The sequence below is a fragment of the Rhizobium sp. YS-1r genome (genome assembly GCF_000757525.1).
Classification (GTDB): domain Bacteria; phylum Pseudomonadota; class Alphaproteobacteria; order Rhizobiales; family Rhizobiaceae; genus Neorhizobium; species Neorhizobium petrolearium.
Map to the genome: position 1 here is coordinate 500,082 of NZ_JPYQ01000006.1, position 25,736 is coordinate 525,817.

The 25,736-nt window shown below is 60.1% G+C and carries 20 protein-coding genes; 8 read left to right on the forward strand and 12 right to left on the reverse strand.

Features of this window, described 5'->3' with window-relative positions; all coding sequences use genetic code 11:
* Positions 1-14 precede the first annotated feature (14 nt).
* The gene (locus JL39_RS06750) at positions 15-1,910 is read right to left on the reverse strand and encodes a TRAP transporter large permease subunit (RefSeq protein WP_081952734.1); all 1,896 of its coding nucleotides are present in this window, start codon (positions 1,908-1,910) and stop codon (positions 15-17) included.
* A 259-nt stretch (positions 1,911-2,169) separates the two neighbouring features.
* Between JL39_RS06750 and JL39_RS06755 the strand changes: the two genes are divergently transcribed.
* Together JL39_RS06755 and JL39_RS06760 are read left to right on the forward strand one after the other, a co-directional pair.
* Positions 2,170-4,023 carry an ABC transporter ATP-binding protein gene (locus tag JL39_RS06755; RefSeq protein WP_200883918.1) on the forward strand — a complete coding sequence of 618 codons (1,854 nt, stop codon included), beginning with the start codon at positions 2,170-2,172 and terminating at the stop codon, positions 4,021-4,023.
* An 11-nt stretch (positions 4,024-4,034) separates the two neighbouring features.
* A complete protein-coding gene (locus tag JL39_RS06760; protein WP_037147696.1) occupies positions 4,035-5,933 on the forward strand; it encodes an ABC transporter ATP-binding protein in 1,899 nt (632 codons plus the stop codon).
* A gap of 80 nt (positions 5,934-6,013) precedes the next feature.
* Here the strand turns inward: JL39_RS06760 and mmsB are convergent, their stop codons facing one another.
* From mmsB to araD1, 6 genes are all read right to left on the reverse strand, one after another.
* Positions 6,014-7,204 carry a multiple monosaccharide ABC transporter permease gene (mmsB, locus tag JL39_RS06765; RefSeq protein ID WP_037147698.1) on the reverse strand — a complete coding sequence of 397 codons (1,191 nt, stop codon included), beginning with the start codon at positions 7,202-7,204 and terminating at the stop codon, positions 6,014-6,016.
* Complete coding sequence (gene mmsA, locus JL39_RS06770) at positions 7,204-8,763, reverse strand: multiple monosaccharide ABC transporter ATP-binding protein (protein WP_037147700.1); 1,560 nt, start codon at positions 8,761-8,763, stop codon at positions 7,204-7,206. The genes mmsB and mmsA overlap by 1 nt, the downstream gene beginning before the upstream one ends.
* Before the next feature lie 146 nt (positions 8,764-8,909).
* The gene (chvE, locus tag JL39_RS06775; RefSeq protein WP_244446853.1) at positions 8,910-9,941 is read right to left on the reverse strand and encodes a multiple monosaccharide ABC transporter substrate-binding protein; all 1,032 of its coding nucleotides are present in this window, start codon (positions 9,939-9,941) and stop codon (positions 8,910-8,912) included.
* A gap of 122 nt (positions 9,942-10,063) precedes the next feature.
* Positions 10,064-11,908, reverse strand: coding sequence for an IlvD/Edd family dehydratase (locus JL39_RS06780; RefSeq protein WP_037148571.1), 1,845 nt, complete (start codon positions 11,906-11,908; stop codon positions 10,064-10,066).
* 2 nt (positions 11,909-11,910) lie between these two features.
* Positions 11,911-12,837 carry a Gfo/Idh/MocA family oxidoreductase gene (locus JL39_RS06785; protein WP_037147705.1) on the reverse strand — a complete coding sequence of 309 codons (927 nt, stop codon included), beginning with the start codon at positions 12,835-12,837 and terminating at the stop codon, positions 11,911-11,913.
* A gap of 9 nt (positions 12,838-12,846) precedes the next feature.
* The gene (gene araD1, locus JL39_RS06790) at positions 12,847-13,839 is read right to left on the reverse strand and encodes an AraD1 family protein (protein ID WP_037147708.1); all 993 of its coding nucleotides are present in this window, start codon (positions 13,837-13,839) and stop codon (positions 12,847-12,849) included.
* 331 nt (positions 13,840-14,170) lie between these two features.
* Between araD1 and ytfQ the strand changes: the two genes are divergently transcribed.
* From ytfQ to JL39_RS06815, 5 genes are all read left to right on the forward strand, one after another.
* Positions 14,171-15,130, forward strand: coding sequence for a galactofuranose ABC transporter, galactofuranose-binding protein YtfQ (ytfQ, locus tag JL39_RS06795; RefSeq protein ID WP_037147710.1), 960 nt, complete (start codon positions 14,171-14,173; stop codon positions 15,128-15,130).
* A gap of 104 nt (positions 15,131-15,234) precedes the next feature.
* A complete protein-coding gene (locus tag JL39_RS06800; protein ID WP_037147712.1) occupies positions 15,235-16,761 on the forward strand; it encodes a sugar ABC transporter ATP-binding protein in 1,527 nt (508 codons plus the stop codon).
* Positions 16,761-17,795 carry an ABC transporter permease gene (locus JL39_RS06805; RefSeq protein ID WP_037147715.1) on the forward strand — a complete coding sequence of 345 codons (1,035 nt, stop codon included), beginning with the start codon at positions 16,761-16,763 and terminating at the stop codon, positions 17,793-17,795. Before JL39_RS06800 ends, JL39_RS06805 begins: the two co-directional genes overlap by 1 nt.
* A complete protein-coding gene (gene yjfF / locus JL39_RS06810; RefSeq protein ID WP_081952735.1) occupies positions 17,792-18,778 on the forward strand; it encodes a galactofuranose ABC transporter, permease protein YjfF in 987 nt (328 codons plus the stop codon). The genes JL39_RS06805 and yjfF overlap by 4 nt, the downstream gene beginning before the upstream one ends.
* Positions 18,779-19,522 carry a FadR/GntR family transcriptional regulator gene (locus JL39_RS06815; RefSeq protein ID WP_037147717.1) on the forward strand — a complete coding sequence of 248 codons (744 nt, stop codon included), beginning with the start codon at positions 18,779-18,781 and terminating at the stop codon, positions 19,520-19,522.
* A 2-nt stretch (positions 19,523-19,524) separates the two neighbouring features.
* On the opposite strand, the gene JL39_RS06820 is transcribed toward JL39_RS06815, so the two are convergent.
* The 5 genes from JL39_RS06820 to JL39_RS06840 all read right to left on the reverse strand — a co-directional run bounded on the left by JL39_RS06820 (position 19,525) and on the right by JL39_RS06840 (position 24,753).
* Positions 19,525-20,673 (reverse strand): M20 family metallopeptidase, encoded by a 1,149-nt coding sequence (locus JL39_RS06820; RefSeq protein ID WP_037147718.1) that lies wholly within the window; start codon positions 20,671-20,673, stop codon positions 19,525-19,527.
* A gap of 220 nt (positions 20,674-20,893) precedes the next feature.
* Complete coding sequence (locus tag JL39_RS06825; RefSeq protein WP_037147720.1) at positions 20,894-21,754, reverse strand: shikimate dehydrogenase; 861 nt, start codon at positions 21,752-21,754, stop codon at positions 20,894-20,896.
* Between the two features lie 62 nt (positions 21,755-21,816).
* A complete protein-coding gene (locus tag JL39_RS06830) occupies positions 21,817-22,827 on the reverse strand; it encodes a TRAP transporter substrate-binding protein (RefSeq protein WP_037147721.1) in 1,011 nt (336 codons plus the stop codon).
* 70 nt (positions 22,828-22,897) lie between these two features.
* Positions 22,898-24,178 (reverse strand): TRAP transporter large permease subunit, encoded by a 1,281-nt coding sequence (locus JL39_RS06835; RefSeq protein ID WP_037147722.1) that lies wholly within the window; start codon positions 24,176-24,178, stop codon positions 22,898-22,900.
* Between the two features lie 11 nt (positions 24,179-24,189).
* Positions 24,190-24,753, reverse strand: a complete 564-nt coding sequence (locus JL39_RS06840) for a TRAP transporter small permease (RefSeq protein ID WP_037147723.1) — start codon at positions 24,751-24,753, stop codon at positions 24,190-24,192.
* 293 nt (positions 24,754-25,046) lie between these two features.
* Between JL39_RS06840 and JL39_RS06845 the strand changes: the two genes are divergently transcribed.
* A complete protein-coding gene (locus JL39_RS06845; protein ID WP_037147725.1) occupies positions 25,047-25,694 on the forward strand; it encodes a TetR family transcriptional regulator in 648 nt (215 codons plus the stop codon).
* Positions 25,695-25,736: the final 42 nt, after the last annotated feature.

Consider the following 25,736-nt stretch of genomic DNA (forward strand, 5'->3'; position numbering starts at 1 on the left):
CAGGAATTCCCGAGTTAGAAGATGGTGGCCCAAGCGCACAGGATCGCCAGGGAAGTAAGCAGAGCGACGAGATAAGGCAACACGGCGCGGAACAGCGCGGATGCCGGAACGCGCGTGACACCGCTGACCACAAAGATCAGCATGCCGAGCGGCGGTGTCAGGCCGTGGATCATCAGATTCACGACGATAATGACGCCGAATTGGATGGGATCGATACCGGCAGAAACGGCAGCAGGCAGCAGGATCGGGCCGAAAAGAAGAATAGCGGCACCGATATCCAGCACGAGCCCGACCGCCAGCAGGATGACGTTCGACAGGATGATGACCGCCAGCGCGCTGCCCCCGAGAATGGTCACGAAATCGGAGAGCAAGCCGGAAACATCGTCCACCGCCAGCAGGAACGCGAAAGGACCGGCCGTGCCGATCAGAAGGCCGATCGCTGCAGCTTCCGTCGCCGCCTGGCGAAAAGCCGAGAAGAGCGTGCCTAAAGCGATCCGTCCCCAGAGCCCCAGCAAGAGCGCGTAGAACGCAGCCAAGGCCGCGGCCTCCGTCGTCGTCACGATACCGACGCGGATACCGACCACGACGATGATGCCGAGCCCGAAGGCGGGAATGGCGGAAGCCGCTGCCTGCCAGCGCGCAGAGGCAGTCGCGCGCGGCCGCGTGACCTGCTCGCGCACCGTCAGGTGGATGGCGACAGCAAGGCAGATCGCCATCAGCGCGCCAGCGAAAAAGCCGCCGACCAGCAGCGAACCGACCGAAAGATTGGTAGCGGCAGCAAGGATGAGGAATGCGATCGAAGGCGGGATGACGTTATCGAGCACCGAGGTCGCGGCGATGATCGCTCCCGCCTGCGCCGGTGGATAACCGTGCTTGACCAATTCCGGCTGGAAGATCGAAGCGCCGAAAGCAGCATTGGCGACGGAAGAACCCGAAGCACCGGAAAAGAGCACGCTGGTCAAAAGCGTCGTCTGCGCCAGTCCCGCCCGGCGATGCCCGACCATCGAAGCAGCGAAGCGCACAAGCTGATTGGCGGCGCCAGATGCGGTCAGCAACCCACCCACAAGCAGGAAGAAAGGGATGGCAAGCAGCAGGAATTTCGACATGCCGGTAACGGTCGTCGAAACGATAGCCGGCTCCGGCAAACTGCTTCCGAAAGCGATCGCCACATAAGCTGCCGCGAGAAAGGCGTGCGCCAACGGGGCCGCCAGCACCAGTCCAAGCCCGGCGACCAGCGCGAGAAACAGGCTCGGCGGCAGAACCGTATCGAAGAGAACTTCCGGCACGCCGAAATAGAGCGCCGTACCCAGTGCGAGAGAAATCAATACGGCAATCGCCTTGCCGTCCATGGCCCTCTGAAGCAGAAGCATGAGCAGGACCAGCCCGCCGCCCGCCCCCAGGAAACCGAACCGGATCCATTCAGGCAGACCCAAGGTCGGCGAAACGCCGCCGAGCATGACCACGATCTCCGCACCACCGAAAATCAGGATCAACGCAGCCAGCACGGTGAAGACGTCTGCAAGCACCTCGGCGACCGGCGCCAGACGCTCTGGCAGTAGCCGGACGAAGGCATCGAGCCGCATGGCAAGCGCACTTTTCAGACTGAGTGGCGCGCCGAGCGAAATCAGCGCCACATGCATCCAGATACCCGCGTCCTCGGCCCCGATAAGGCCCGTACTGAAGAAATAGCGCAGGCATACGCTGGTCAGCACGACGAGAAGCAATCCCGCGAGGACGGTAGCGGCAAGCATACCGAGAATGGCCTCGATCGCCTTCAGCGCCAGGGCGGCTACGCCAGCCTGTCGCAGCGGTTCGGCGATTTCGGACTGATTGGTTGTCACCTTTTCCCATTCCAGCGAGAGGGCCGGATGCCGATCATGGCAAACCGAGACCGGAAAATGTGCCAGCATCACGCGATAGATGGCACGCTGTCAGGCCTTTTCGCGCATACGGCTATCCTTCTCAAGCAACGATATGTCGAAACTCATTCGATCCGGAAAATTCATGCGCAACATCGGCCGAAAATCCTTCGCCAGGAGCATGCTTTTCGGTGCAAATCTGTTGACTGATCACCATGGTTATGCTGCCTAGATAAGCGGAGAATCCCCGTCTCAGAATGGCCGTATCGAGTATTTGTCCGGCCGATTGATTCATTTTTGGAATAATACCGTGAGCAGCGATGCAACAGTTCGCGTTGCGAAGCCGTCGGCTTCGTTGGCGCTGGTGAAGGCGGCAGGCTGGGGCAAAGGCCTCTCGATCCTCACCCGCATCACCGTCATGGCCTTCCGCCATCCCTGGCAAGCGGGTTTTGCGATCGTCGCAACCCTGATCGCTTCAACCTTCCAGCTGATGATTCCGCAACTTCTTGGGCAGGCCGTGGACCACACGCAGGTGGTGCTGACGGGAGGCGACGCCGGACAACAGGCACAGGATGCGCTCCTGACGACCGCTCTCTTCCTGCTCGGTGCGAGCGTGCTTCGCGGCATCTTCACGCTGATCCAGAATTATTATAGCGAGGCCGTCGGGCACCATATGGGCTATCGGCTGCGCCTTGCGTGTTACGAAAAGATCCAGCGCCTCTCCTTCAGCTTCCACGACAGCATGCATTCGGGCGATCTGATCACGGTCGGTCTCCTCGATCTTGAAGGCGTGCGCATGTACTTCTCGACGGCCTTGGTACGCATGGTCCTGCTCACCATTCTGATTGGCATCGGCGCCTATCTGCTTATCTCGACCGATATTGTGCTCGGCCTTCTGGCTTTGAGCTTCGTGCCTTTCGTCGGCTGGCGGTCGTCCGTCACACAGCTTAGGCTGCGTGCCACCTGGCTCGACCTGCAGGAGCGGCTTTCGGTGCTCACCCGCGTGATGGAGGAAAATCTCGGCGGCATCCGCGTCGTTCGTGCCTTCGCCGCCCAACAGCATGAACTCGACAAGTTCGAGACAGCGTCGAAGAGCGCGGTGTCACTGGCGCATCAGCGCGTCGGCATCCGGGTGGCGAATACCAGCGCCATGACGCTCTCCTTCTTCGCCTCTATGGGCCTCGTTCTCTGGGTCGGCGGCACCAAGGTGATGGCCGGCGAGATGACCGTCGGCACCCTCACCTCCTTCCTCACCTTCATGACCATCCTGCAGATGCCGGTGCGCCAGCTCGGCCTGATGGTCAACGCCTTTGCCCGTGCCTCCACCTGCGGCGCCCGCCTCTTCGAACTGCTCGACCTCGACATCGCCATCAAGGACGAAAAGGGCGCCAGGGACCTTGAAGCCACGGATGGCACGCTCCGCTTCGAGCATGTGAATTTCGCCTATCCCGGCGCCGAAAAGCATCAGGTCCTCACCGATGTGACCTTCGAAGCAAAGCGCGGCGAAACAATTGGCATCGTTGGCCCGCCGGGCAGCGGCAAATCCACCCTCGCCCATCTGATCCCGCGCTTCTACGACGTCACCGACGGCCGGATCACCATCGACGGCCAGGATATCCGCAAGGTTACGCTGCAATCGCTGCGCCGCGCGGTGGCGGTCGTGCAGCAGGATAGTTTCCTGTTCACCACGACCATCGAAAACAACATCGCCTATGGCGATCCCTGGGCGAAAGAGAGCCGCATTGAACGGGCCAGCGAGAGCGCCCAGCTCCACAATTACGTGCTCGGCCTGCCGACCGGTTACGGCACCGTCGTCGGCGAACGGGGCGTCTCGCTCTCCGGCGGCCAGCGGCAGCGCTTGTCGATTGCCCGTGCCCTGATGTTGCGCCCGGCGGTGATGGTCTTCGACGATTCCACCGCCGCCATCGACGCAGGGACCGAACAGCGCATCCGCAGCGCCATGCGCAGATATGCCGCCGACCGGGTGACCATCATCGTTGCGCATCGCCTGAGCTCGCTGATGCATGCCAACCGCATCCTGTTCATGGAAAACGGCAGGCTTGTCGAGAGTGGCACGCACGAAGAACTTCTCGCCTTGGGCGGACGCTACAAAGCGCTCTACGATCTGCAGGTGCGTCCCGGCGACGAAGCGCTGACGGCCTGAGGGAGGGATTGATGGCCGAAGAACTGGAAACTGAACGCGCCGACATTCGCGACGACGGCAGGCGCCCGCCCCGCGCGGTCGTCGGCTCGCACCGCATCGAAGAGGAGATCTTCGGCAAGGTCTTCGACGGCAATATCATCAAGCGCATATGGGCCTTCGTGCGCCCGTATCAGGTGAAGATCTATTGGGCCGTTGCCGCCGTCCTCACGTTCACGGCGATGCAGCTCCTGATCCCGCTGATCATCCGCTATGCGATCGACCACGGCATGCATCCCGGCAGCATCGACCATAGCGTGCTCATCTGGTTGATTGTCGTGTTTCTTGCAGCGATCCTGATCAATTTCGGCGCCAGCTACGCACAGGAAATGCTGGTCGGCAATGTGGCCGAAGATGTGCTTTTCGACATCCGCAAGGCAATGTTCACCCATCTGCAGCGCGTTTCGCTCTCCTGGATGGACAAGACGGAGGTCGGCCGGCTCATGTCCCGCCTGCAGGGCGATGTAAACTCCATGCAGGAATTTCTAGAAACCTCGGTGCTTTCGGTTGGCGATATCGTCCTGCTCTTCGGTATTGTCTTCGTCATGCTCTATCTCGATTTCAAGCTTGGCCTGCTCACGCTCTCCGCCCTTCCCGTCCTCTTCATTGTCCGCATCTTCTGGCTGCCGCGCGCACGGAAATCCTTCATGGCGGCGCATGAGACGAATTCAGTGGCGAACGGTGCTTTGGCCGAAGCGATCCACGGCGTCCGTGCTGTACAGAGCATGGACCGCGAGCGGGTCAATTTCATGCTTTACGACGACAAGGCCCGCGCCAACCTCAAGACCCATCTGACGGCAGCGAAATATGCTCAGGTCATGGTGCCGATCGTGGATTCACTCACCGGCCTCGCCATGGCGCTCGTCGTCGTGGTCGGTGGCGCCCGCGTGCTGAACCAGGCGCTCGATGTCGGCGTGATGGTCGCATTCCTGTTCTACATCCAGCGCTTCTTCGACCCGATCCGTTCACTCACCCTGCAGTATTCGGTCATGCAGCGCGCCATGGCTTCGGGTCAGCGCCTGACGGACGTGCTGGACGTGCCGGTCGATATCAAGGATGCGCCGAACGCCAAGGTTCTGTCGCCGGATATGGACGGCTCCGTGGAATTCCGCGATGTCGTTTTCGGTTACAACCCCAAACATCCGGTATTGAAACACGTAAGTTTCAAGGTAAATCCGGGCGAAACGGTCGCGCTCGTCGGCCCGACGGGCTCCGGCAAGTCGAGCTGCATGTCGCTCATCCATCGCTTCTACGAGGTGCAGGGTGGCCAGGTTCTGGTGGGCGGCCACGACGTGCGCGAATTGACGCAGGATTCGCTCGGTCGACAGATCGCCATGGTGCTCCAGGAACCTTTCCTGTTCACCGGAACGGTGTTCGACAACATCCGCTATCACAAGACGGATGCGACACGCGAAGAGGTGATTGAGGCGGCCAAGGCCGTTGGCGCCCACGACTTCGTCATGCGCCTGCCCGATGGATATGACAGCCTGCTCGGCCAGCGTGGCGGCAATCTGTCGCTCGGCCAGCGGCAGCTGATCAGCTTCGCCCGCGCCCTGGTGGCAGATGCCAAGATCCTGGTGCTCGACGAGGCGACTGCCAATATCGACAGCTATACGGAAATGCTGATCCAGAAGGCATTAGTGAAGCTGCTCGAAGGGCGCACCGGCCTGGTCATCGCCCATCGCCTTGCCACGATCCGCGAGGCCGACCGGATCATCGTGCTACAGAACGGCGAATTGATCGAAAGCGGCAATCACCGCGAGCTGATGAAAAACGGCAAGCTCTATTCGAAACTCTACAATCTCAACTATTCCTCATTCGACGACATCCCCGAAGACATCATCGAAGAAGCGGTTACCGATTCGGCGACCTGAAAGATCTATCGCCCGGAAGCGGTCAGCTGCCGGGCGATAGATCGAATACACGCGAGGGAAACATTGTTTCCCCAGGAGCCTTATCGACGCTGGTTGTAGACGTCGACGCAGACGGCGCCGAGAAGCACGAGGCCCTTGATGACCTGCTGATAGTCGATGCCGATGCCGAGGATCGACATGCCGTTGTTCATCACGCCCATCAGAAATGCGCCGATCACCGCGCCCGTCACCTTGCCGACGCCGCCATAGGCAGATGCCCCGCCGATGAAACATGCCGCGATGACGTCGAGCTCGAAGCCGGTGCCGGCTTTCGGTGTGGCGCTGTTGAGGCGCGCAGCGACCACGAGGCCGCCGAGAGCCGCAAGCATGCCCATGTTGACGAAGGTAAGGAAAACCAGCCGCGTTGTCTTGATACCGGAAAGCTCGGCCGCGCGGGCATTGCCGCCGACTGCATAGATCTGCCGGCCAACCACGGTGCGCGTGGTCAGGAAGCTATAGGCGGCAATCAGCACCGCCATGATGATCAGCACGTTCGGCATCCCGCGATGCGACGAGATCAGAAAGGCAATGTAACCGACGCCGGCAAGGATCAGCAGGTTCTTGGCGACGAAGAAGCCGAACGGCTCTGTCTCGACGCCATGCGAAATGCGCCGCTTGCGGCTCGCGACATTCTGCACGATGAGGATGATTGCAAGGATGAGGCCAAGCACGAACGAAGTGATGTAGAGGCCACCGGCCGAGGAGATCAGCTCGACAACATAACCGGACGAAAGCTTCTGAAATATCGGCGGGAACGGGCCGATTGCCTGGCTGCCGAGGATGGCGATCATCAGACCACGGAAGACCAGCATGCCCGCGAGTGTCACGATGAAGGACGGTATCTTGAGATAGGCGACAAAATAGCCCTGGGCCGCGCCGATCAGGCCGCCGACCGCAAGGCAGGCAACGATGACGACAGCGAAATTGATCCCCCACGAGACCATCATGAGCCCGGCAAGGCCACCGATAAAGCCTGCGACCGAACCGACCGACAGGTCGATATGGCCGGTGACGATCACCATCAGCATGCCAAGCGCCATGATGACGATATAGCTATTTTGCAGCACGATATTGGTGACGTTGAGCGGCTTCAGGAGAACACCGTCGGTGGCGATCTGGAAGAAGATGACGATCACCACCAGCGAGATCAGCATGCCGAAGTCGCGGAGATTGTCCTTCAGAAAACTGGTCGCCTTCGGCGGCGCCGTGATTGCTTCCTGGGGCGTACTCATTATTCTCTCCCTTTGCGCCGCATGATGGCGCGCATGATATTTTCCTGCGTGGCTTCCTCGCCGGACACTTCGCCGACAAACGCACCTTCGTGCATGACCACGATACGGTCGCAAATGCCGATCAGTTCGGGCATTTCCGACGATATGACGACCACCGCCTTGCCGGCGTCGGCGAGCTCATTGATGATCGTGTAGATTTCATATTTCGCGCCGACATCGATGCCGCGTGTCGGCTCGTCCAGGATCAGCACTTCAGGCCCCGTGAAGAGCCATTTCGACAATACCACCTTTTGCTGATTGCCGCCTGAGAGCTTGCCGGTTTCCTGGTAGACGTTGTGGCTGCGGATGCGCATGCGAGCGCGGAATTCCTGCGCCACCTTCATCTCTGCGATATCGTCGATGACACCGCGCGAAGACACGCCGCCGAGATGGGCGAGAGAGACGTTCTTGCGGATATCCTCCGGCAGAATGAGGCCGAGCTGCTTGCGGTCTTCGGTCACATAGGCGAGACCCGCCTTGATGGCCTTGTGGACGTCGGAAAGGTCGAGTTCCTTGCCGTGCATCTTGGCGGTGCCCGTGACATGACGTCCCCAGGACCGGCCGAACAGGCTCATGGCAAATTCGGTGCGCCCTGCGCCCATCAGCCCGGAAATGCCGACGATCTCGCCGGCCCTGACCTTCAGCGAAACATTCTTGACCACCTGCCGGTCGGAATGCTGCGGATGGTAGGCGGACCAGTTCTCGACCTCGAAGATGACATCACCGATCTTCGGATCGCGCTTCGGGTAACGGCTCTCAAGATCGCGGTCGACCATGCGCCGGACGATCTCGTCCTCATCGACCGGGCCGGCATGGCAATCCATCGTGCCGACCGTGCGGCCGTCGCGAAGCACCGTGATACGGTCAGCGACTTCCGTGATCTCGTTGAGCTTATGGGAGATCATGATCGAGGTAATGCCGTTGCGGCGGAATTCCTTGAGAAGTTCCAGCAAAGCCGCGCTGTCCGTCTCGTTGAGCGATGCAGTCGGCTCATCGAGGATCAGCAGCCGTACGTCCTTCGACAGCGCCTTGGCGATCTCGACGAGCTGCTGTTTGCCGACACCGATATTGGTGATCAGCGTGTCCGGCTGTTCGGTGAGCCCCACCTTGGCGAGCAACGCCTGAGTGCGCTTGTGCCTCTCGCTGCGGTCGATCACGCCATGCCGTGCCGGCGGATTGGTCAGGAAGATGTTTTCCGCGATCGACATCAGCGGAATGAGCGCAAGCTCCTGGTGAATGATGATGATGCCGAGCTTTTCAGAATCGTTGATGTCGCGGAAATGACGCTCCTCCCCCGCGAACAGAATCGAGCCTTCGTAGGAGCCGTGCGGATAGACGCCGGAAAGCACCTTCATCAGCGTCGACTTGCCGGCGCCGTTTTCGCCGACGAGCGCGTGGATCTCACCTTCCTGAACGGTGAAGCTGACATCGGAAAGCGCCTTTACGGCGCCAAAGCTTTTCGAAATGCCTCGCATTTCGAGAATGGGCGGCCTTTCGGCCGGCGGAACGGGATCGAGCATGATCACTCCGAAAATTAGAGCGTTTCCTGCGGGAAACGCTCCATATCCTTGTCTTGCGCAATTCCGGACGGAAAATCGCTGCGCACTTTTCCCGGATTTGCTTGGGTCCACGCGGCAGATTTCCACCGCGCGGAGCAAAAAGCCTACTACTTGAGCTGCGATTCCTTGTAGTAACCGCCGTCAACCAGAACCTGCTTCCAGTTCGTCTTATCAACGACAACCGGCTTCAGAAGATAGGACGGTACGACCTTCTTGCCATTGTCATAGGTCTCGGTGTCGTTGACCTGAGGCTCCTTGCCGCTCATGACCGCGTCGACCATGTCGACGGTGACCTTGGCGAGATCACGGGTATCCTTGAAAATCGTCGAATACTGTTCGCCGGCGATGATCGACTTGACGGACGGGACTTCTGCGTCCTGACCGGTGACGACCGGCATCGGCATGTCGCCGCTGCCATAACCGACGCCCTTCACGGAAGAAAGGATACCGATCGAGAGGCCGTCATAGGGAGACAGCACGCCGTTCAGCTTCTTGTCGGAATAGGTGGAGGAAAGGATCGCGTCCATGCGGGCCTGGGCCGTTGCGGGGTCCCAGCGCAGCGTCGCAACCTTGTCCATGCCGGTCTGGCCGCTGCCAACCACCAGCGTTCCCTTGTCGATCAGCGGCTGCAGCACGCTCATCGCACCATTGTAGAAGAAGAAGGCGTTGTTGTCGTCAGGCGAGCCACCGAAGAGTTCGATGTTGAACGGACCCTTTTCGGTGTCGGCCTTGAGGCCCGTGACGAGCGAAGTCGCTTGCTGGACGCCGACCTGGAAGTTGTCGAAGGTGGCGTAGTAGTCGACATTCGGCGTGTCGCGGATCAGGCGGTCATAGGCGATGACCTTGATGCCCTGCTCATGAGCCTGCGCCAGTACGTCCGACAGGGTGGTCCCATCGATCGAAGCAACGACGAGCACCTTGGCGCCCTTGGTTACCATATTCTCGATCTGCGCGAGCTGGTTCGGAATGTCGTCTTCCGCATACTGCAGGTCGACGTCATAGCCGCGTTCCTTGAGAACCTTCACCATGTTGTCGCCGTCGGCGATCCAGCGGGCCGAAGACTTGGTCGGCATGGCGACGCCCACAAGGCCCTTGTCCTGGGCTCCGGCCGGTGCGGCGAAAGCCAGGCCCGTCAGCATCGCTGCCGTGGTCAGATATTTTAGGATGCTCATGTACTGCTCCTCCTTCAGGCCGGCTTCTCTTGAGCCGCCTTGGTTCGGGATGAGGGCGGCCCCCCGCCGCCCCTGGGGATCGTTACCGATCAATGATTATCGCGCGGCAGTCCGGCTGTCTGGGCAATACGCTGGTACTTGACCGCCGGCTCGAGCACCGCACCGGTTTCCATCTGCCCGACGATGCCCCGCTGGATTTCCTGCCAGGGTGTCTGGTGCTTGGGATAATGATAGCCGCCACTGGCTTCCAAGGCCTTGCGGCGCTCGGCGAGTTCCTCGTCCGAAATAAGGATGTCGGCGGTACCGCGACCGAGATCGATCCGGACCCGGTCACCCGTCTTCAAAAGTGCGAGACCGCCGCCTGCCGCCGCTTCCGGCGAGGCATTGAGGATCGACGGACTGCCCGAAGTACCGGACTGCCGGCCGTCACCGATGCAGGCGAGCGAGGTGACGCCCTTCTTCAGCAGGTAATCCGGCGCACGCATGTTGACGACTTCTGCAGCCCCCGGATAGCCGATCGGCCCGGCGCCGCGCATGAAGAGGATCGTGTGTTCGTCGATTTCGAGCGACGGATCGTCGATGCGGTGATGATAGTCTTCCGGGCCGTCGAAAACGACTGCCTTGCCCTCGAACGCTTCCGGATCGTCGGGGTTCGACAGATAACGGTCGCGGAACTCCTTGGAGATGACGCTGGTCTTCATGATCGCCGACGAGAACAGGTTGCCGCGCAGGACCCGGAAGCCGGCGGCGGCCTTCAAGGGCTCCTCATAGCGACGGATGACCTTCTCATCCTCGATGATCGCTCCGCGGCAATTCTCGCCGATCGTCTTGCCGTTCACCGTCATGGCGTCCTCATGAATGAGGCCCTGTTCCATGAGCTGGTTGACGACCGCCGGCACGCCACCCGCGTGATAATAGTCCTCGCCGAGATATTCGCCGGCCGGCTGCAGGTTGACGAGCAGCGGCACTTCTTCACCATAAGTCTGCCAATCGTCGACAGAGAGTTCCACGCCGATATGGCGCGCGAGAGCGTTCAAATGGATCGGTGCGTTGGTGGAACCGCCGATCGCCGAATTGACGCGGATTGCATTGATGAAGGCCTCCTTGGTCAGAATGTCGGAGGGCTTCAGATCCTCCTTGACCATCTCGACGATCCGAAGGCCGGTGAGATAGGCGACTTCCTGACGGTCGCGATAGGGTGCCGGAATGGCAGCCGAACCGGGAAGCTGCATGCCGAGCGCTTCGGCAAGCGAATTCATCGTCGTCGCCGTTCCCATCGTGTTGCAATAGCCTGTCGATGGCGCCGAGGATGCGACGAGCTTCACGAACCCCGCATAGTCGATCTCGCCCTTGGCGAGCAGCTCGCGCGCCTTCCAGACGATGGTGCCGGAGCCGGTGCGTTCCCCACGGAACCAGCCATTCAGCATCGGCCCGACCGACAGCGCGATCGCCGGAATGTTGACGGTGGCCGCCGCCATGAGACAGGCCGGCGTCGTCTTGTCGCAGCCGATCGTCAGCACAACACCGTCGAGCGGATAGCCATAGAGCACTTCGACGAGGCCAAGATAGGCAAGATTGCGGTCGAGGCCGGCAGTCGGGCGCTTGCCCGTCTCCTGGATCGGATGGACCGGGAATTCGATGGCGATGCCGCCCGCCTCGCGGATGCCTTCGCGAAGACGGTGGGCAAGCTCCAGATGATGGCGGTTGCAGGGAGAGAGATCGGAACCGGTCTGAGCGATGCCGATGATCGGCCGATCCGACTGCAATTCGGCCTGGCTCAGGCCAAAATTCATGTAGCGCTCAAGATAAAGCGCCGTCATGTCCACGTTAGCCGGATTGTCGAACCAGGCACGCGAACGGAGTTTCTTCACCTCCTGGCGGCGTTGGTCGGTTTCGGCGATCTCGGTGGAGGGTGTATTTTCGGTGTTGCTCATCATTAATCCTCAAAGGCGGCTGTTTGGATCCGCCGGCCCAGCATAAAGGCATCGGCGACATGCACCAGCGGCGAGAAATCGGTATCGATTGCGCCTTTCATGACAAGCGCCACGAAATCGCGATAGAGATTGCGGTATTCCTTGTCCTCTTCGACAATCACGCTTTCGCCATTGACGAAAAGCCGGCTGCCGCCATGGGTCAGCACCACCGAACCCTCGTCGGTCTCGACGCGGATGTCCCAGGTCTGCGGACCGGTCTGACGCCAGTCGAATTCCGCCGAGACGGGCACGCCGCTATCCGTCTCGAAGACAAGGCTTGCGGCGATCGGTGCAGCGCGATTGGCAGGGAAAGTCAGTTCAGAGCGGGTCAGATGGAATTCTTCCGGCAGGATGCGGGTGACGATAGACAATGCGTTGATGCCGGGATCAAAGACACCGAGACCGCCGGGCTCCCATATCCACGCCTGCCCCGGATGCCAGTGGCGGACATCTTCCTTCCATTCGACCGCCACGCTGCGGATTTTCCGCTTCGCCAGCAGCGCTCGCGCTGGCTCGACTGCGGCGGCAGCCCGCGAATGCCAGGTGGAGAAGAGTGTTAAACCCTTCCTCCTGGCGAGAGCCTCGAGCGCGTAAACCTCCGAGAGCGTGGCGCCCGGCGGCTTTTCAAGCATTACATGTTTGCCGGCATCAAGCGCGGCCTTTGCCTGGCTGCAACGCCCCTGCGGCGGCGTACAGAGCGAAACGGCGTCGATTTCCACATCGGAATCAAGCAGATCGCCGATTTCGTGAAAACATGCAACGCCATCGAGCCTGGCGTGGCGGCTGGCGACAGCCACAAGTTCGATGCCGTCGGTGGCCTCGATCGCGCCCAGATGCTGGTCCCTGGCGATCTTTCCAAGCCCGACAATAGCAAGACGGATGGGAGCCATGGCCGCCTCTCAGAGCTTCTTAACTGTGACGGGCTTATCCGCGGCGACGGTCAGCCGATTGACGAGGGGCAGCTTGAAAGGGGCCGCCGAAATCTCGAATATGTCGCCGGCTTCCGTCTTGACGCCTTCGGAGAAGGAAAGCGTCGCCGTGCCGAAGAAATGCACATGCAGGTCGCCCGGCTGGCGGAACAACTCATATTTGAAGTTATGATACTCTAGATTGGCGATGGTATGGGACATGTTCGCCTCGCCGGAGAGGAACGGCTTTTCGAAGATCACCCGATCACCACGGCGCACCCGCGAGGTCCCCTCCACGTGATCCGGCAGATCGCCAACCAGAAGTTCCGGCCCCAGCGCAGCCTGGCGCAGCTTGGAATGGGCAAGCCAGAGATAGTTGCCCTTCTCGGTCACATGGTCGGAAAATTCATTGGCAAGACAGAAACCCAGCCGGAAGGGCGTGCCGTCCGGACCGATCAGATAGATCGCCGCAAGCTCGGGCTCCTCGCCGCCGTCGAGGGCGAAGGACGGCGAAACAAGTTCCTCGCCAGTCGCCCGAAGCTGTGATCCGTTACCTTTATAGAACCATTCCGGCTGGACGCCGACCTGGCCCGGCCCGGGCTTGCCGCCTTCGACGCCCATCAGGAACATGCGCATGGAATCGGTTGGCTTCTCTGCCGATTGCGCCGCCTTGTGCATCTTGTCGCGACCGTCGGCAGAGCCGAGATGGGTGAGGCCTGTGCCTGCAACGACGAAATGCGCCGGATCCGGATGCGTGATCGGCAAAGCGAGACGCCCCTCGTCCGCGGCCCTTTTCAGATCGATTGTTTCGCCAAGCCCGACTGCATCGATTCGCTGTGAAAGCGTCTGGCCGGCCGCGATCGCCTGCATCGCGAGCTCATAGGTGGACGAAACGCCCGTGACGACACGGGCCGGACCTTCGCCTTCCCATGCAACAACCTGCAACTGGCCGGCGCCATTACGAACCTGAAGAACACGCAACATCGATTTCGTCACCCAAATGCTTCCATAACCCGCACGTCGCTTCCAAAGCCATGCGGTTCCTCCCGTCGGAATACCTGAGTTCCGATACGGTCATTAATACGACTATTGGATTGCGCTCCTGCTTGTCAAGAATGCGAAAGCAGGCACCTGATGCGCGCAGCCGCCCTCTGTGATTGAAAATAAATAATTGATTTTCAATGAAAACTCGCAAGATAGCCCTACTCACCTCGGGCATTTTTGAAAATTATCAAAATTATCGCTTGAAAAAGTAATATTATATGCCAATCCTTGCCGCCGTCAGTTTGCTTTCTCATCTCTGGGAGGATTTAAGATGAAAAGAGCACTTGCGGCGGTCACCGTCGCCCTCAGCATGTCCCTGGCTTCGGGCGTTTCCGCTCAATCGCTTACGGTCGGCTTCTCGCAGATCGGTTCCGAATCCGGCTGGCGTGCCGCCGAAACCACCGTCACCAAACAGGAAGCGGAAAAGCGTGGCGTCAACCTGAAATTTGCTGATGCTCAGCAGAAGCAGGAAAATCAGATCAAGGCGATCCGTGGCTTCATCGCGCAAGGTGTTGACGCCATCTTCGTCGCTCCCGTCGTTGCCACCGGCTGGGATGCGGTTCTCAAGGAAGCCAAGGAGGAAGATATCCCGGTGATCCTGCTCGATCGCGAGATCGATGCACCGAAGGACCTTTACCTGACCGCCGTTACATCTGACACCGTTTTCGAAGGCAAAGTCGCCGGCGACTGGCTGGTGAAGGAAATCGGCAGCAAGGACTGCAAGGTGATGGAGCTCCAGGGTACCACCGGTTCCTCGCCCGCCATCAACCGCAAGAAAGGTTTTGAGCAGGCGATCGCAGCGCATCCGAACATCAAAATCGCCCGCTCCCAGACTGGAGACTTCACCCGCACCAAGGGCAAGGAAGTCATGGAAAGCTTCATCAAGGCCGAAGGCGGCGGCAAGGACATCTGCGCAGTCTATGCCCACAACGACGACATGGCCGTCGGCGCCATCCAGGCAATCAAGGAAGCTGGCCTGAAACCCGGCACCGACATCAAGGTCCTTTCGATCGATGCCGTGCCGGATATCTTTCAGGCCATGGCAAAGGGTGAAGCCAATGCCACAGTTGAGCTGACCCCGAACATGGCCGGCCCCGCTTTCGACGCGCTCGAAGCCTATCTCAAGGACAAGAAGGAGCCGCCGAAGTGGATCCAGACGGAATCGAAGCTCTACACCGCGGCTGACGATCCGATGAAGGTCTACGAAGCAAAGAAGGGTCTCGGCTACTGATCTCCCGCCGCCCGCCCCGCTCCTTCTTCAGGGGCGGGCGCCAACAGCAACCGGAGCGGAGCCCCCTTGCCGCTCCGGTTCTTCGATAGACCCGGGACGTGAACATGTCGGATTCGAATACACTTCTGGAAGCCAGAAGTATCGGCAAGGCCTTCCTCGGCAATGTGGCGCTCGATGGTGTCGATTTCACGCTGGAACAGGGTGAGATCCATGCGTTGCTCGGCGAAAACGGCGCCGGCAAGTCGACACTGATCAAGATTCTGACCGGGGTCTATAGCCGTGACCGCGGGACTATCCATCTCGATGGCGTTGAAGTCTCACCTGCCAATGTAGCGGAAGCCCAGACACTCGGCATCGGCACCGTCTACCAGGAAGTCAACCTTCTCGAAAATCTCACCGTGGCGGAAACCCTCTTTCTTGGCCGCCAACCCCGCCGGCTCGGACTGATCGACCGCCCTGAGATGCGCCGCCAGTCGAAGGCCTTGCTTGCCCGCTACGGGCTCGACATCGACGTCGATGCCCTGCTTTCCTCCTATTCCGTTGCGGTCCGCCAGATTGTCGCGATCGCCCGCGCCGTCGATCTTTCCGGCAAGGTCCTGGTGCTCGACGAACCGACCGCCAGCCTCGATGCCCATGAGGTCGAGATGCTGTTTTCCGTGTTGCGCAAGCTTCGCGAAGACGGCCTCGGCATCATCATCATTACCCACTTCCTCAACCAGGTTTATGCCGTCGCCGATCGGGTCACCGTGCTTCGCAATGGCCGGCTCGTCGGTACGCGCAAGTTGGCGGAACTGCCGCAACTTGAGCTGATCTCCATGATGCTCGGTCGTGAACTGCAGCACATCACCCGTGATCATCAGGCACAGGACGAAACGGTGAAGGACGCAGCCGAGGCTACGATCCGCTTTGAGGGTTACGGCAAGCGCGGCAGCGTCGCGCCATTCGACCTCGATATCCGTCCCGGGGAGGTGGTCGGTATCGCCGGCCTGCTCGGATCCGGCCGCACTGAAACCGCCTTCCTGCTCTTCGGCATCGACCGCGCCGACAGCGGCACGGCGATCATCGACCGGGAAAAGATCGCCCTCTCTTCCCCCGAGGCGGCGATTGCCGCCGGTTTCGGCTTTTGTCCTGAGGAGCGCAAAACGGACGGCATTATCGGCGATTTCTCTGTCGCCGATAACATCGCGCTCGCAATGCAGGCTCGTCAAGGCTGGGCCAAGCCAATCTCATCCCGCGAAAAACGGACGATCGCCGAAAACTTCATCAAGTCGCTGGACATTCGTCCCGCCGATGCAGAACGGCCGATCAAGTTTCTCTCTGGCGGCAATCAGCAGAAGGCGATCCTCGCCCGTTGGCTCGCAACCGAACCGCGTCTCCTGATTCTCGATGAACCGACGCGCGGCATCGACATCGGAGCACATGCGGAAATCCTGAAGATGATCGAGCGGCTCTGCGCCCAAGGCATGTCGCTCGTCGTGATCTCCTCCGAGCTGGAGGAACTGACGGCCGTCGCCCATCGCATCATCGTGCTCTCCGATCGGCGCCACATCGCCGAACTCGCCGGCGATCAGCTGACCGCCGACAACATCATGCAGGCGATCGCCGCATCCGCCCGCACGGAGGCCGCCTGATGTATCGCGTAACCCGCCGCCTGCGCCGTCTCGCTCCTCAGCTCATCGCGCTCGCCATCATCCTCGCACTGATCACCGCAATCGCACCGGGCTTCCTGACGATATCCGTCCAGAACGGCCGCCTTTACGGCAGCCTGATCGACATCCTCGTGCGCGCCGCGCCAGTCGCATTGCTGACAATCGGCATGACACTCGTTATCGCCACGCGCGGTATCGACCTTTCGATCGGTGCGGTCATTGCCATCTGCGGTGCGGTCGCGGCGACACTCATCAGCAAGGACTATCCGCTGCCGGCCGTCATCCTGATCTCGCTGGGTGTCGGCCTCCTTTGCGGGCTTTGGAATGGCGTCCTGGTGGCGATACTTGATATCCAGCCGATCATTGCCACTCTGATCCTGATGGTCGCCGGTCGTGGCGTCGCTCAACTCATTACAGAAGGCGTTATTCTCACCTTCAACAACGATACCTTTGCTGCCCTCGGATCCGGCTCCTTCGCAGGTATTCCGATCCCCATCTATCTCTGGGTGGGTGCCGGCCTGCTCATCGGCCTGCTGGTGCGCCGCTCGGCACTCGGCTTCCTGATCGAAGCGACCGGCATCAACCGTCGCGCTGCCACTCTCGCCGGGGTACGCGCCCGCTTCCTGCTCTTCTTCGTTTACGCGGTTTCGGGCATATGCGCTGCCGTTGCAGGCCTCATCGTCACCGCCGATATCCGGGGTGCCGACGCCAACAATGCCGGCCTCTGGCTGGAACTCGACGCCATTCTCGCCGTCGTCATCGGCGGCACCTCACTGAACGGCGGGCGATTCTCGATCACCGCTTCGCTGATCGGCGCGCTGATCATCCAGTCGATCAATACCGGCATCCTCGTCTCTGGCTTCCCGCCGGAGTTCAACCTGATCATCAAGGCCGGCATCATCATCGTTGTGCTGACGTTGCAGTCGCCGACGATACTGAGTTTACTTCACTTCGTGAAGCCTGCCGGACGGCAACCGGAGGCCGCAACCAACGAGGCCGAAGGAACGGCGCGATGATCCACACCCGCAACCTCCCTTTTGTTGCCACGCTCGGCATTTTCGTCATCGCCTATGCGCTCTGCGTCCTGCAATTCCCAAACATGCTGTCGACGCGCGTGATCGGCAATCTGCTTACCGATAACGCCTTTCTCGGGATCGCCGCTGTCGGCATGACCTTCGTAATCCTGTCCGGAGGGATCGACTTGTCGATCGGTTCGGTCATCGCCTTCACCAGCGTATTCGTGGCAGTCATGGTCGGCACGCTGGGAGTTCATCCGCTTACCGCCTTCGCGGCCGTCCTGGTCATCTCGACGCTCTTCGGCAGTCTGATGGGCGCCATGATCCGCTATCTCAGCATACCGCCCTTTGTCGTGACGCTCGCAGGTATGTTTCTCGCGCGCGGTGCCGCCTACCTGATTTCGACCGAATCCGTGCCGATCTCGCACCCCTTTATCGACACCATCCAGAGCTTCTATTACCGGTTTCCGGGAGGCGGCCGGTTGACCGCGCTTGCCATGCTGATGCTGCTGGTTTTCATCGTCGGCACTTTCGTCGCCGGACGCACCCGTTTCGGCGCCAATGTCTATGCGATCGGCGGGAACCAGCAATCGGCGGAGCTGATGGGCGTGCCGGTGGGTTCAACGACCGTCGGCATCTATGCACTTTCGGGCTTTCTTTCCGGCCTCGCCGGCATTGCCTACACGCTCTACACTTCGTCCGGCTATTCCTTGGCGACAGTCGGCGTCGAGCTCGATGCGATCGCAGCCGTCGTGATCGGCGGTACGCTGCTGACGGGCGGCGTCGGCCTTGTTGCAGGCACGTTCGTGGGTATCTTGATCCAGGGACTGATCCAAACCTACATTGTCTTTGATGGCACCTTGTCGTCCTGGTGGACGAAAATCGTCATCGGCTTCCTGCTCTTCGTCTTCATCGTCTTGCAGCGTGCGATCATCTGGTATTCAAACAGGAAGCTGGCCGAGGGCCGGCTGAAGGGGGTTTGATTGGGTCTTCTGGAAACCACGATCAGTGGGCGAAAGCGCCGCAGCAACCACGCGCATGTGGTGGCGGAACTCGGCCGCGGCATCGTATCCGGCAAGATACCGGAAGGTTCATTGCTGCCAGGTGATGCGGAACTTTCCGCCCGCTTTGGTGTCTCCCGCACGGTGTTGCGCGAATCCATGAAGACGCTCGCCGCAAAACGCCTGGTAGAGCCCAAAGCCAAGGTCGGCACCCGCGTGCTGGACAAGGCGAGCTGGAATTTCTTCGATTCGGACGTGCTCGGCTGGCGCTTCGAATCAGGTCTCGATTTCGAGTTCATCGAACATCTTGCGGAAATGCGTATGGCTCTGGAGCCAGCCGCCGCCGCTGCGGCGGCAACACGCGCCACGAGTGACGATATCGTCGCACTTTATGCGATTGCAGCGAAGTTCGACAATCTCTCGCATACGCCGGAAACCATCGCCAAGGTGGACCTGGAATTCCACCTCGCCATTGCCCGCATGTCCGGCAATCCGTTCATGCGTTCGGCAAGCGCGCTGATCGAGGCGGCGCTGGCAATATCCTTCCAGCTCTCGTCACCGGCATCCTCACCCGAGATGATCGATGAGGTCGCCTCCAATCATCTCAGGATCGCGCACGCCATCGCCTCACGCGACCCGCAAAAGGCAATCATCGCGATGCGGCACGTCATCGAGATCGGCAAAGGCCGCATTCGCAACTCGCTTGACGTCAAGCTGCCGGCATAGATCTACTTCGCTTCGAGTGAGATCATCAGATTGGCAAGCAGCGCCGTGCGCGGCGCAACGCTGCTCACGAAAATATGCTCGGTGAACGTATGCGGTCCGGCACCGTCCGCCCCCAAGCCGTCGAGGGTCGGCACGCCGAGTGCCGCCGTGAAATTGCCGTCCGACCCACCACCCGTCGCCATGCCTTCCAGAGCAATGCCGAGGTCGCTCGCAATCTTGGCCGCCGCTTCGAACAAACGCTTCCCCTCTTCCGATTGAGCAAAGGGCGGCCTGTTCATCTTGCCGGCAATCTCGAAGGTGATATCCGGATCGACAGGTTTCATGGCTTCGATCTTGCCGGTGATCTCCTCGGCGACCTGATCGTTCGGCACACGGACGTCGACCTGCAGCCGGCATTCGGCCGGCACTGTATTGCGGCCCGTGCCGCCCTGGATCGTGCCGACCGTGACCGTGACGCCACGGTCTGTGTCGTTGAGCGCCTCGAGTTCCAGCACCAGCCGTGCAGCGGCGCGGATCGCGCTGCGTCCATCCTGCGGCCTCGCGCCCGCATGCGCCGCACGTCCCTGCACGGTGATATCATACATGGCAACTCCCTTTCGGGCGACGACGACCTTGCCGCCATCGCGCGCAGGCTCGACTACCAGAGTATAGCCTGCATTCTTCGCCGCGGTTTCCATGAAGGTACGAGAAGACAGGCTTCCCATTTCCTCGTCCGGCACGAAGATCAGGTCGATCGGCATTTTGCTTCCCTTCCTGACCGCAAGTTTCATGGCTTCGAGCGCCATCAGCGCCCCCGACTTCATGTCATAGATGCCGGGGCCATAGAGCTTGTCGCCCTCCTGCCGCAGCGGAAGCTGATTGTTGATGACGCCGACGGCATGAACCGTATCGAGATGCGCGAGAATGAGCACCGTCTTTTCGTTGCTGCCGGCCGGACGCGGCGAGCGCACCGCGAGGATGTCGCCGAAGCCGAGCGTGCCCGGCAGCCGTTCCGTATCAAGACCGGCTTCCCTTCCCAGGGTCTCGACGCGATCGACAAGCCGATTGACAGCCTCAGCATTGGAGGTCGGGGTCTCGATCTCGACCCAGCGTTTCAGCTCCTCGATCAGGGCCTCGTCGTCTATGTCCTGGGCGGAAGTGGCAAGCGTCATGGGAAATTACCTTGGGCGTTTCTGGCGAGCGGAGGATGATGCCGCTGAAGCGTAGCCCGGCCACTATAGTGAGCCGGACAAGGATCGCTAGATCCTATGCCCGAACAATCGCGAAAAGTCTCTGCGCGGGCATCTCTCGGTGCCGGGGGAAGCCAACCTCGCCCAGCTCGGCGATGTCATGCGCGATTACGTGGCCGGCAAGGCTTGAAACATATCGCCGTCAAATCGTCATGCTACGAAAATGTTCGAGCATGCGAGCCGCATCCGGCTCGATACCGGTGAACAGGCGAAACGCCCCGACGGCTTGGAACACAGCCATGCCGCCGCCGTCCAGTATGCGGCATCCGCGCTTTTTCGCCTCCCGCAGAAGCTCCGTTTCAAGCGGAAAATAAACGATCTCGGCGATCCAATGACGGGGCTGAAGAAGGTCCGGCGACAGTGGAATACCGGGATATTTTGCCATGCCGGTCGGTGTAGCGTGAATGAGACCCGCTGAGTTTCGCATGGCGTCGCTGATATCATCCGAAGCCCGGATTGTCGCCTCCGGGAAAAGCAACGACATGTTCTGAGCCAGTTGCAGGGCGCGTTCCGGTTCACGATCGAACACCGTGAGGGCCTTAAGGCCGAGTGAAAGAATGGCAAAAGCTGTCGCGACACCGGCGCCGCCCGCGCCGATCTGGAGCGCGGCGTCGAGATCGGCTCCCGGCAGGCCGCGACGAAAACTCTCGGCAAAACCCCACCAGTCCGTGTTGTGACCGAAGCGTTTGCCGTTCCTCAGCACCACCGTGTTCACGGCACCGAGCGCGTGCGCCTCGTCGGAAAGCTCATCGAGATAAGGAATGATCACCTGTTTACAGGGATGGGTGATATTGAGGCCGCAGAGTCCCCTCGCCTCGGCATCGTTCAGCAGTTGCGGCAAGGCAGCCGGCGTCAGGCCGAGCTGGGCAAGATCGATCAACTCGTACTCGTATCGAAGGCCCTGAGCCGCCCCCTCCTTGACATGCATCGCCGGCGTCAATGAAGCCTGGATGCCGGAACCGATCAGCCCGGCCTTCAAAGATTTCAGCAGTGTCTCAGCCATAGCACTCAAGCCTCATGTGGATGAATGAGCCGGCTCGCCGCGAAACGAGCCGGCGGATCGCGTTACTTGCGGGCGGCTTCGAGTTCCTTGAAGAGCAGGGAAACGCTATCCGCCCCGATATCGGCGCTGAACTTGTCGATCAGCGGTTTCACCGCATCACGCAGCTTCTGCGTCTCTTCGGGGCTGAGCTCGGTGACCTGCATGCCCGTCGCCTTGATTTCATCGAGTGCCTTGGCATCGGCCTCACGGGAAACCTTGCGTTGGAAATCGCGCGCCTCCACAGCGGCGGACTGGAGGACCGCTTTCTCTTCGTCATTGAGGCCATCCCAGAACTTCTTGCTGACCAGCACGATCTGCGGATTGTACTGATGGCGGGTGACGGTCAGGTACTTCTGCACCTCATAGAATTTGGCATTGAGAATGTTCGCGAACGGATTTTCCTGCCCGTCCACGGTACCGGTTTCGAGTGCCGTATAAAGTTCGGTGTAAGGCAGCGGCACGGCGTTCGCGCCGAGGCTGTTGAACAGTTCGATCGGGATCGGCGACTGTAGCGTGCGGATCTTCAGCCCTTTGATATCCTCAAGCTTGGCAACCGCATGGCGGTTGTTGGTGAGGTTGCGGAAACCAAGCTCCCAATAGGCAAGCCCGACAAGGCCGGTCGGTGGCAGCTTGTCGATCAGGCTCTTGCCGAAAGGGCCATCCATGACTTTGTCAGCCTCTTCGCCACTGTTGAACAGGAACGGCAGGTCGACTGCGCCGAAGTCCTTCACATTGCTTGCCAGAATGCCGGCATTCAGCACCAGCATCTCAACCACGCCGCCCTGCAGCGCCGACACGGTCTGTACATCGCCGCCGAGCACGCCGCCGGGAAACAATTTGACCTCGATCTTTCCGCCACTCTTCTCCTTGACGATCTCGGCGAACTTTTCCATGCCGGTGACCTGTGGATGGCCCTTGCTGTTGGCCGCGGCGAATTTCAGCGTATGCGAGCGGATTTCGGCAGAAGCCGTGCCGGTGAACAGAAGCACCGGAATGGTGATTCCGAGCGCCAGTTTCATCATCTTGTTGAACATGCTTTCCTCCCACTATTGGCCGGGACCTCCCCACGGCCGGTTGACATGCACTTTGAAAAAATCGCTCGCCTCAATGCCCGAACCAGGTGACGGGCACGGTCACCAGTTCCGGAAACAGGACGAGCAGAAAAAGCACGATGAGTTCCGCGATCATGAAGGGCATGACGCCTTTCACGAGCTTTTCCATGGAAAGTTTCGACACGCCGCAGATGACGTTGAGCACCGTGCCGACCGGCGGCGTAATAAGACCTATCGAATTGTTGATGATGAACAATACGCCGAAATAAACCGGGTCGATGCCCGCCTGCTTGATGATCGGCATCAGAACAGGCGTCATGACGAGAATGGTCGGCGTCATGTCCATAGCCGTGCCGACGAGGACGACCATCACCATGATGGCAATCAAGAGTAGTGTCTGATTATCCATCAACGGGTCGAGCAGCCTGACGAGATCACCCGGCACGTCAGCGACGGTGATGAGCCAGGCGGAAACCGCCGCGCAGGCGACCAGGAACATCACCACGGCGGTGATCTTGGACGCCGAGACAAACACATGGAAAAGCTGCGACGGCTTGAGCTCGCGATAGACGACCATCGAAACGAACAGCGAATAGACGGCCGCAATCACTCCTGCTTCGGTCGGCGTAAAGACGCCGAACTTCAGGCCTACGATAATGAAAACGGGCAGCAGCAGCGCCCAGATGCTGTCGACGAAGGCTTTGATCCGCACGTCGCGGCTCTGCCTGGGCGGCAGTTCGAACTGCTCCTTGCGGGCGACGATCAGCCACGTGACACAAAGCGAAAGCCCGATCAGAAGCCCCGGAACGATACCGGCGAGAAAGAGCTTCGTGATCGACACGCCGCCGATGACGCCGAAGAGGATGAAGCCGATCGATGGCGGAATGATCGGGCCGATGATCGAAGCCGATGCCAGAAGCCCCCCTGCGCGGGCAGGATCATGGCCGGATTTCAGCATCATAGGGAAAAGCAACGCGCCGAGCGCTGCGGCATCCGCCACCGCGGAACCGGACAGGCTTGCGAGTATGCAAGCCGCAAAGATCGCCACGAAACCAAGACCGCCGCGCACATGGCCGACCATTGCCATGGCGAGATTGACGATGCGCTTCGAGAGACCGCCGGTGTTCATGACCTCGCCAGCCAGCAGAAAGAACGGGACTGCCATCAACGGGAAGCTATCGGCACCGTTCAGCACGTTCTGTGCGACGATCTGAGCGTCGAAAATATCCATATACATCATCAGCGCCACGCCACTGAGGATGAGAGCGAAGGCAATCGGCACGCCAAGCGCCATGGGGCCGAGAAGCGCGCCGAGGAAAATCGTGAGCGTCATCAATCCTCTCCTCAGGCCTTGGTCCCGCTACCGGCAACGGCAGTTTCCGGATGACTGTCGAGAGCGATCTCGTCCTCGCTGTCGCGCACGAGCTGCGCAGTCGCGATATCGATGCGGCCGGTCGCCACCTGAAACGCATCCCAGAGGATGAGGAGGAAGGTCGGGACACCGAAGGCGATGCCTGCGCCGTAGAACCAGCCCATGGATATGCCGGTTGCGGGCATGGTCGTGGGCAGGTTGATCAGCGTCTGCGTCCAGCTTCCGCTGATCATCAGCCAGGTCGCCACGAGCATCAGTCCCTGCCCCAGAAGCATTGCAATTCTCGCAGACGCCGGCGGCAGGCGCTTCAGGAGTGAATCGACGCCGAGATGGCCGTGCTCGCGCATGGCAACGACGCCACCCAGGAACGTCAGCCAGAGAAAGAAGACACGCGACAGCTCCTCAGAGACGGTAATGCCTTGGTTGAAGGCGTAGCGCAGGACAACATTGCCGAAGACCAGTACGACCATGCCCGCCAGAAGCAGAGCGATGACGACCTTCAGCGCAAAAAAGTAGAAATCGATGATCCGTGTCATTTCCAATCCTCCCAAGGCCTTGTCGCGACGGGCATCGGGGAAACCGACATAGCAGTTACCCGATCGTTGAGCTTGGCAAGAGCCTTTGCCAGAACCGCCTCCTCAGGGGTCACTGACACGATCGCTAAAATGTACGAACTAGTGAGTATGTCAAGTTCGATCTATTGAAAGTGGCGAACAAGCTCGCTATGACTTTGGAAAAATACGGAAATCCGGTGTGGACAACCTAGACCCTTGGAATGCGCTTCGCATGGAGAGGCGGTACAGAAGGGTAATGAAAGCGACTTTTTGGGATGGCGTCGAAACACGAAAACCGTAGGAAGAACGATCCGCAACGAACTCAGGAAGATATCCTGGAGGTCGCGACGGAGGAATTTTCAACCCACGGCCTCGCTGGCGGACGTGTCGATGCGATCGCGGAAAAGATGCGCACCTCGAAGCGGATGATCTACTACTATTTCGGCAGCAAGGAAGGTCTCTATCTCGCGGTGCTGGAACGGGCCTATCGCAAGATCCGCACGCTGGAGGCCGATCTCGAACTTGCCAACCTGCCGCCGGAACAGGCTCTGCGGGTGCTGATCTCAACGACATTCGATCATGACGAGGCCAATCCGGATTTCGTGCGCCTCGTCAGCATCGAGAATATTCACCACGCCGCCCATATGCTGCGTTCGGAAGCGATCCGCGACCTGAACGTCTCGGTTATCGAGACCATCGCCGCAATCCTGGAGCGCGGCATTGCCGAAGGCGTATTCACCCGCAAGGCTGATCCGATCGACATTCACATGCTGATCAGCGCCTTCTGTTTTTTTCGGGTTTCAAACCGCTACACGTTCGGCACCATCTTCCGCCGCGACCTTTCGGAACGTGCGACGATGGAACGCCATAAGACGCTGATCGCCGACGCGGTCATCAATTACCTGCAGAACAAAGTCGCCTGACCTCTTTGCGTACAGGCCGTCAACCCGATGCGAAAAGAGCCC

Coding starts and splice junctions, on each gene's coding strand:
- JL39_RS06840 (WP_037147723.1), bottom strand. CDS start 24,753: ATGACACGGATCATCGATTTCTACTTTTTTGCGCTGAAGGTCGTCATC.
- JL39_RS06820 (WP_037147718.1), bottom strand. CDS start 20,673: ATGACGCTTGCCACTTCCGCCCAGGACATAGACGACGAGGCCCTGATC.
- mmsA (WP_037147700.1), bottom strand. CDS start 8,763: ATGCTCGATCCCGTTCCGCCGGCCGAAAGGCCGCCCATTCTCGAAATG.
- mmsB (WP_037147698.1), bottom strand. CDS start 7,204: ATGAGTACGCCCCAGGAAGCAATCACGGCGCCGCCGAAGGCGACCAGT.
- JL39_RS06750 (WP_081952734.1), bottom strand. CDS start 1,910: ATGCTGGCACATTTTCCGGTCTCGGTTTGCCATGATCGGCATCCGGCC.
- chvE (WP_244446853.1), bottom strand. CDS start 9,941: ATGCTGACGGGCCTGGCTTTCGCCGCACCGGCCGGAGCCCAGGACAAG.
- JL39_RS06800 (WP_037147712.1), top strand. CDS start 15,235: ATGTCGGATTCGAATACACTTCTGGAAGCCAGAAGTATCGGCAAGGCC.
- araD1 (WP_037147708.1), bottom strand. CDS start 13,839: ATGTTGCGTGTTCTTCAGGTTCGTAATGGCGCCGGCCAGTTGCAGGTT.
- ytfQ (WP_037147710.1), top strand. CDS start 14,171: ATGAAAAGAGCACTTGCGGCGGTCACCGTCGCCCTCAGCATGTCCCTG.
- JL39_RS06785 (WP_037147705.1), bottom strand. CDS start 12,837: ATGGCTCCCATCCGTCTTGCTATTGTCGGGCTTGGAAAGATCGCCAGG.
- JL39_RS06760 (WP_037147696.1), top strand. CDS start 4,035: ATGGCCGAAGAACTGGAAACTGAACGCGCCGACATTCGCGACGACGGC.
- JL39_RS06830 (WP_037147721.1), bottom strand. CDS start 22,827: ATGTTCAACAAGATGATGAAACTGGCGCTCGGAATCACCATTCCGGTG.
- JL39_RS06780 (WP_037148571.1), bottom strand. CDS start 11,908: ATGAGCAACACCGAAAATACACCCTCCACCGAGATCGCCGAAACCGAC.
- yjfF (WP_081952735.1), top strand. CDS start 17,792: ATGATCCACACCCGCAACCTCCCTTTTGTTGCCACGCTCGGCATTTTC.
- JL39_RS06845 (WP_037147725.1), top strand. CDS start 25,047: ATGGCGTCGAAACACGAAAACCGTAGGAAGAACGATCCGCAACGAACT.
- JL39_RS06825 (WP_037147720.1), bottom strand. CDS start 21,754: ATGGCTGAGACACTGCTGAAATCTTTGAAGGCCGGGCTGATCGGTTCC.
- JL39_RS06835 (WP_037147722.1), bottom strand. CDS start 24,178: ATGACGCTCACGATTTTCCTCGGCGCGCTTCTCGGCCCCATGGCGCTT.
- JL39_RS06805 (WP_037147715.1), top strand. CDS start 16,761: ATGTATCGCGTAACCCGCCGCCTGCGCCGTCTCGCTCCTCAGCTCATC.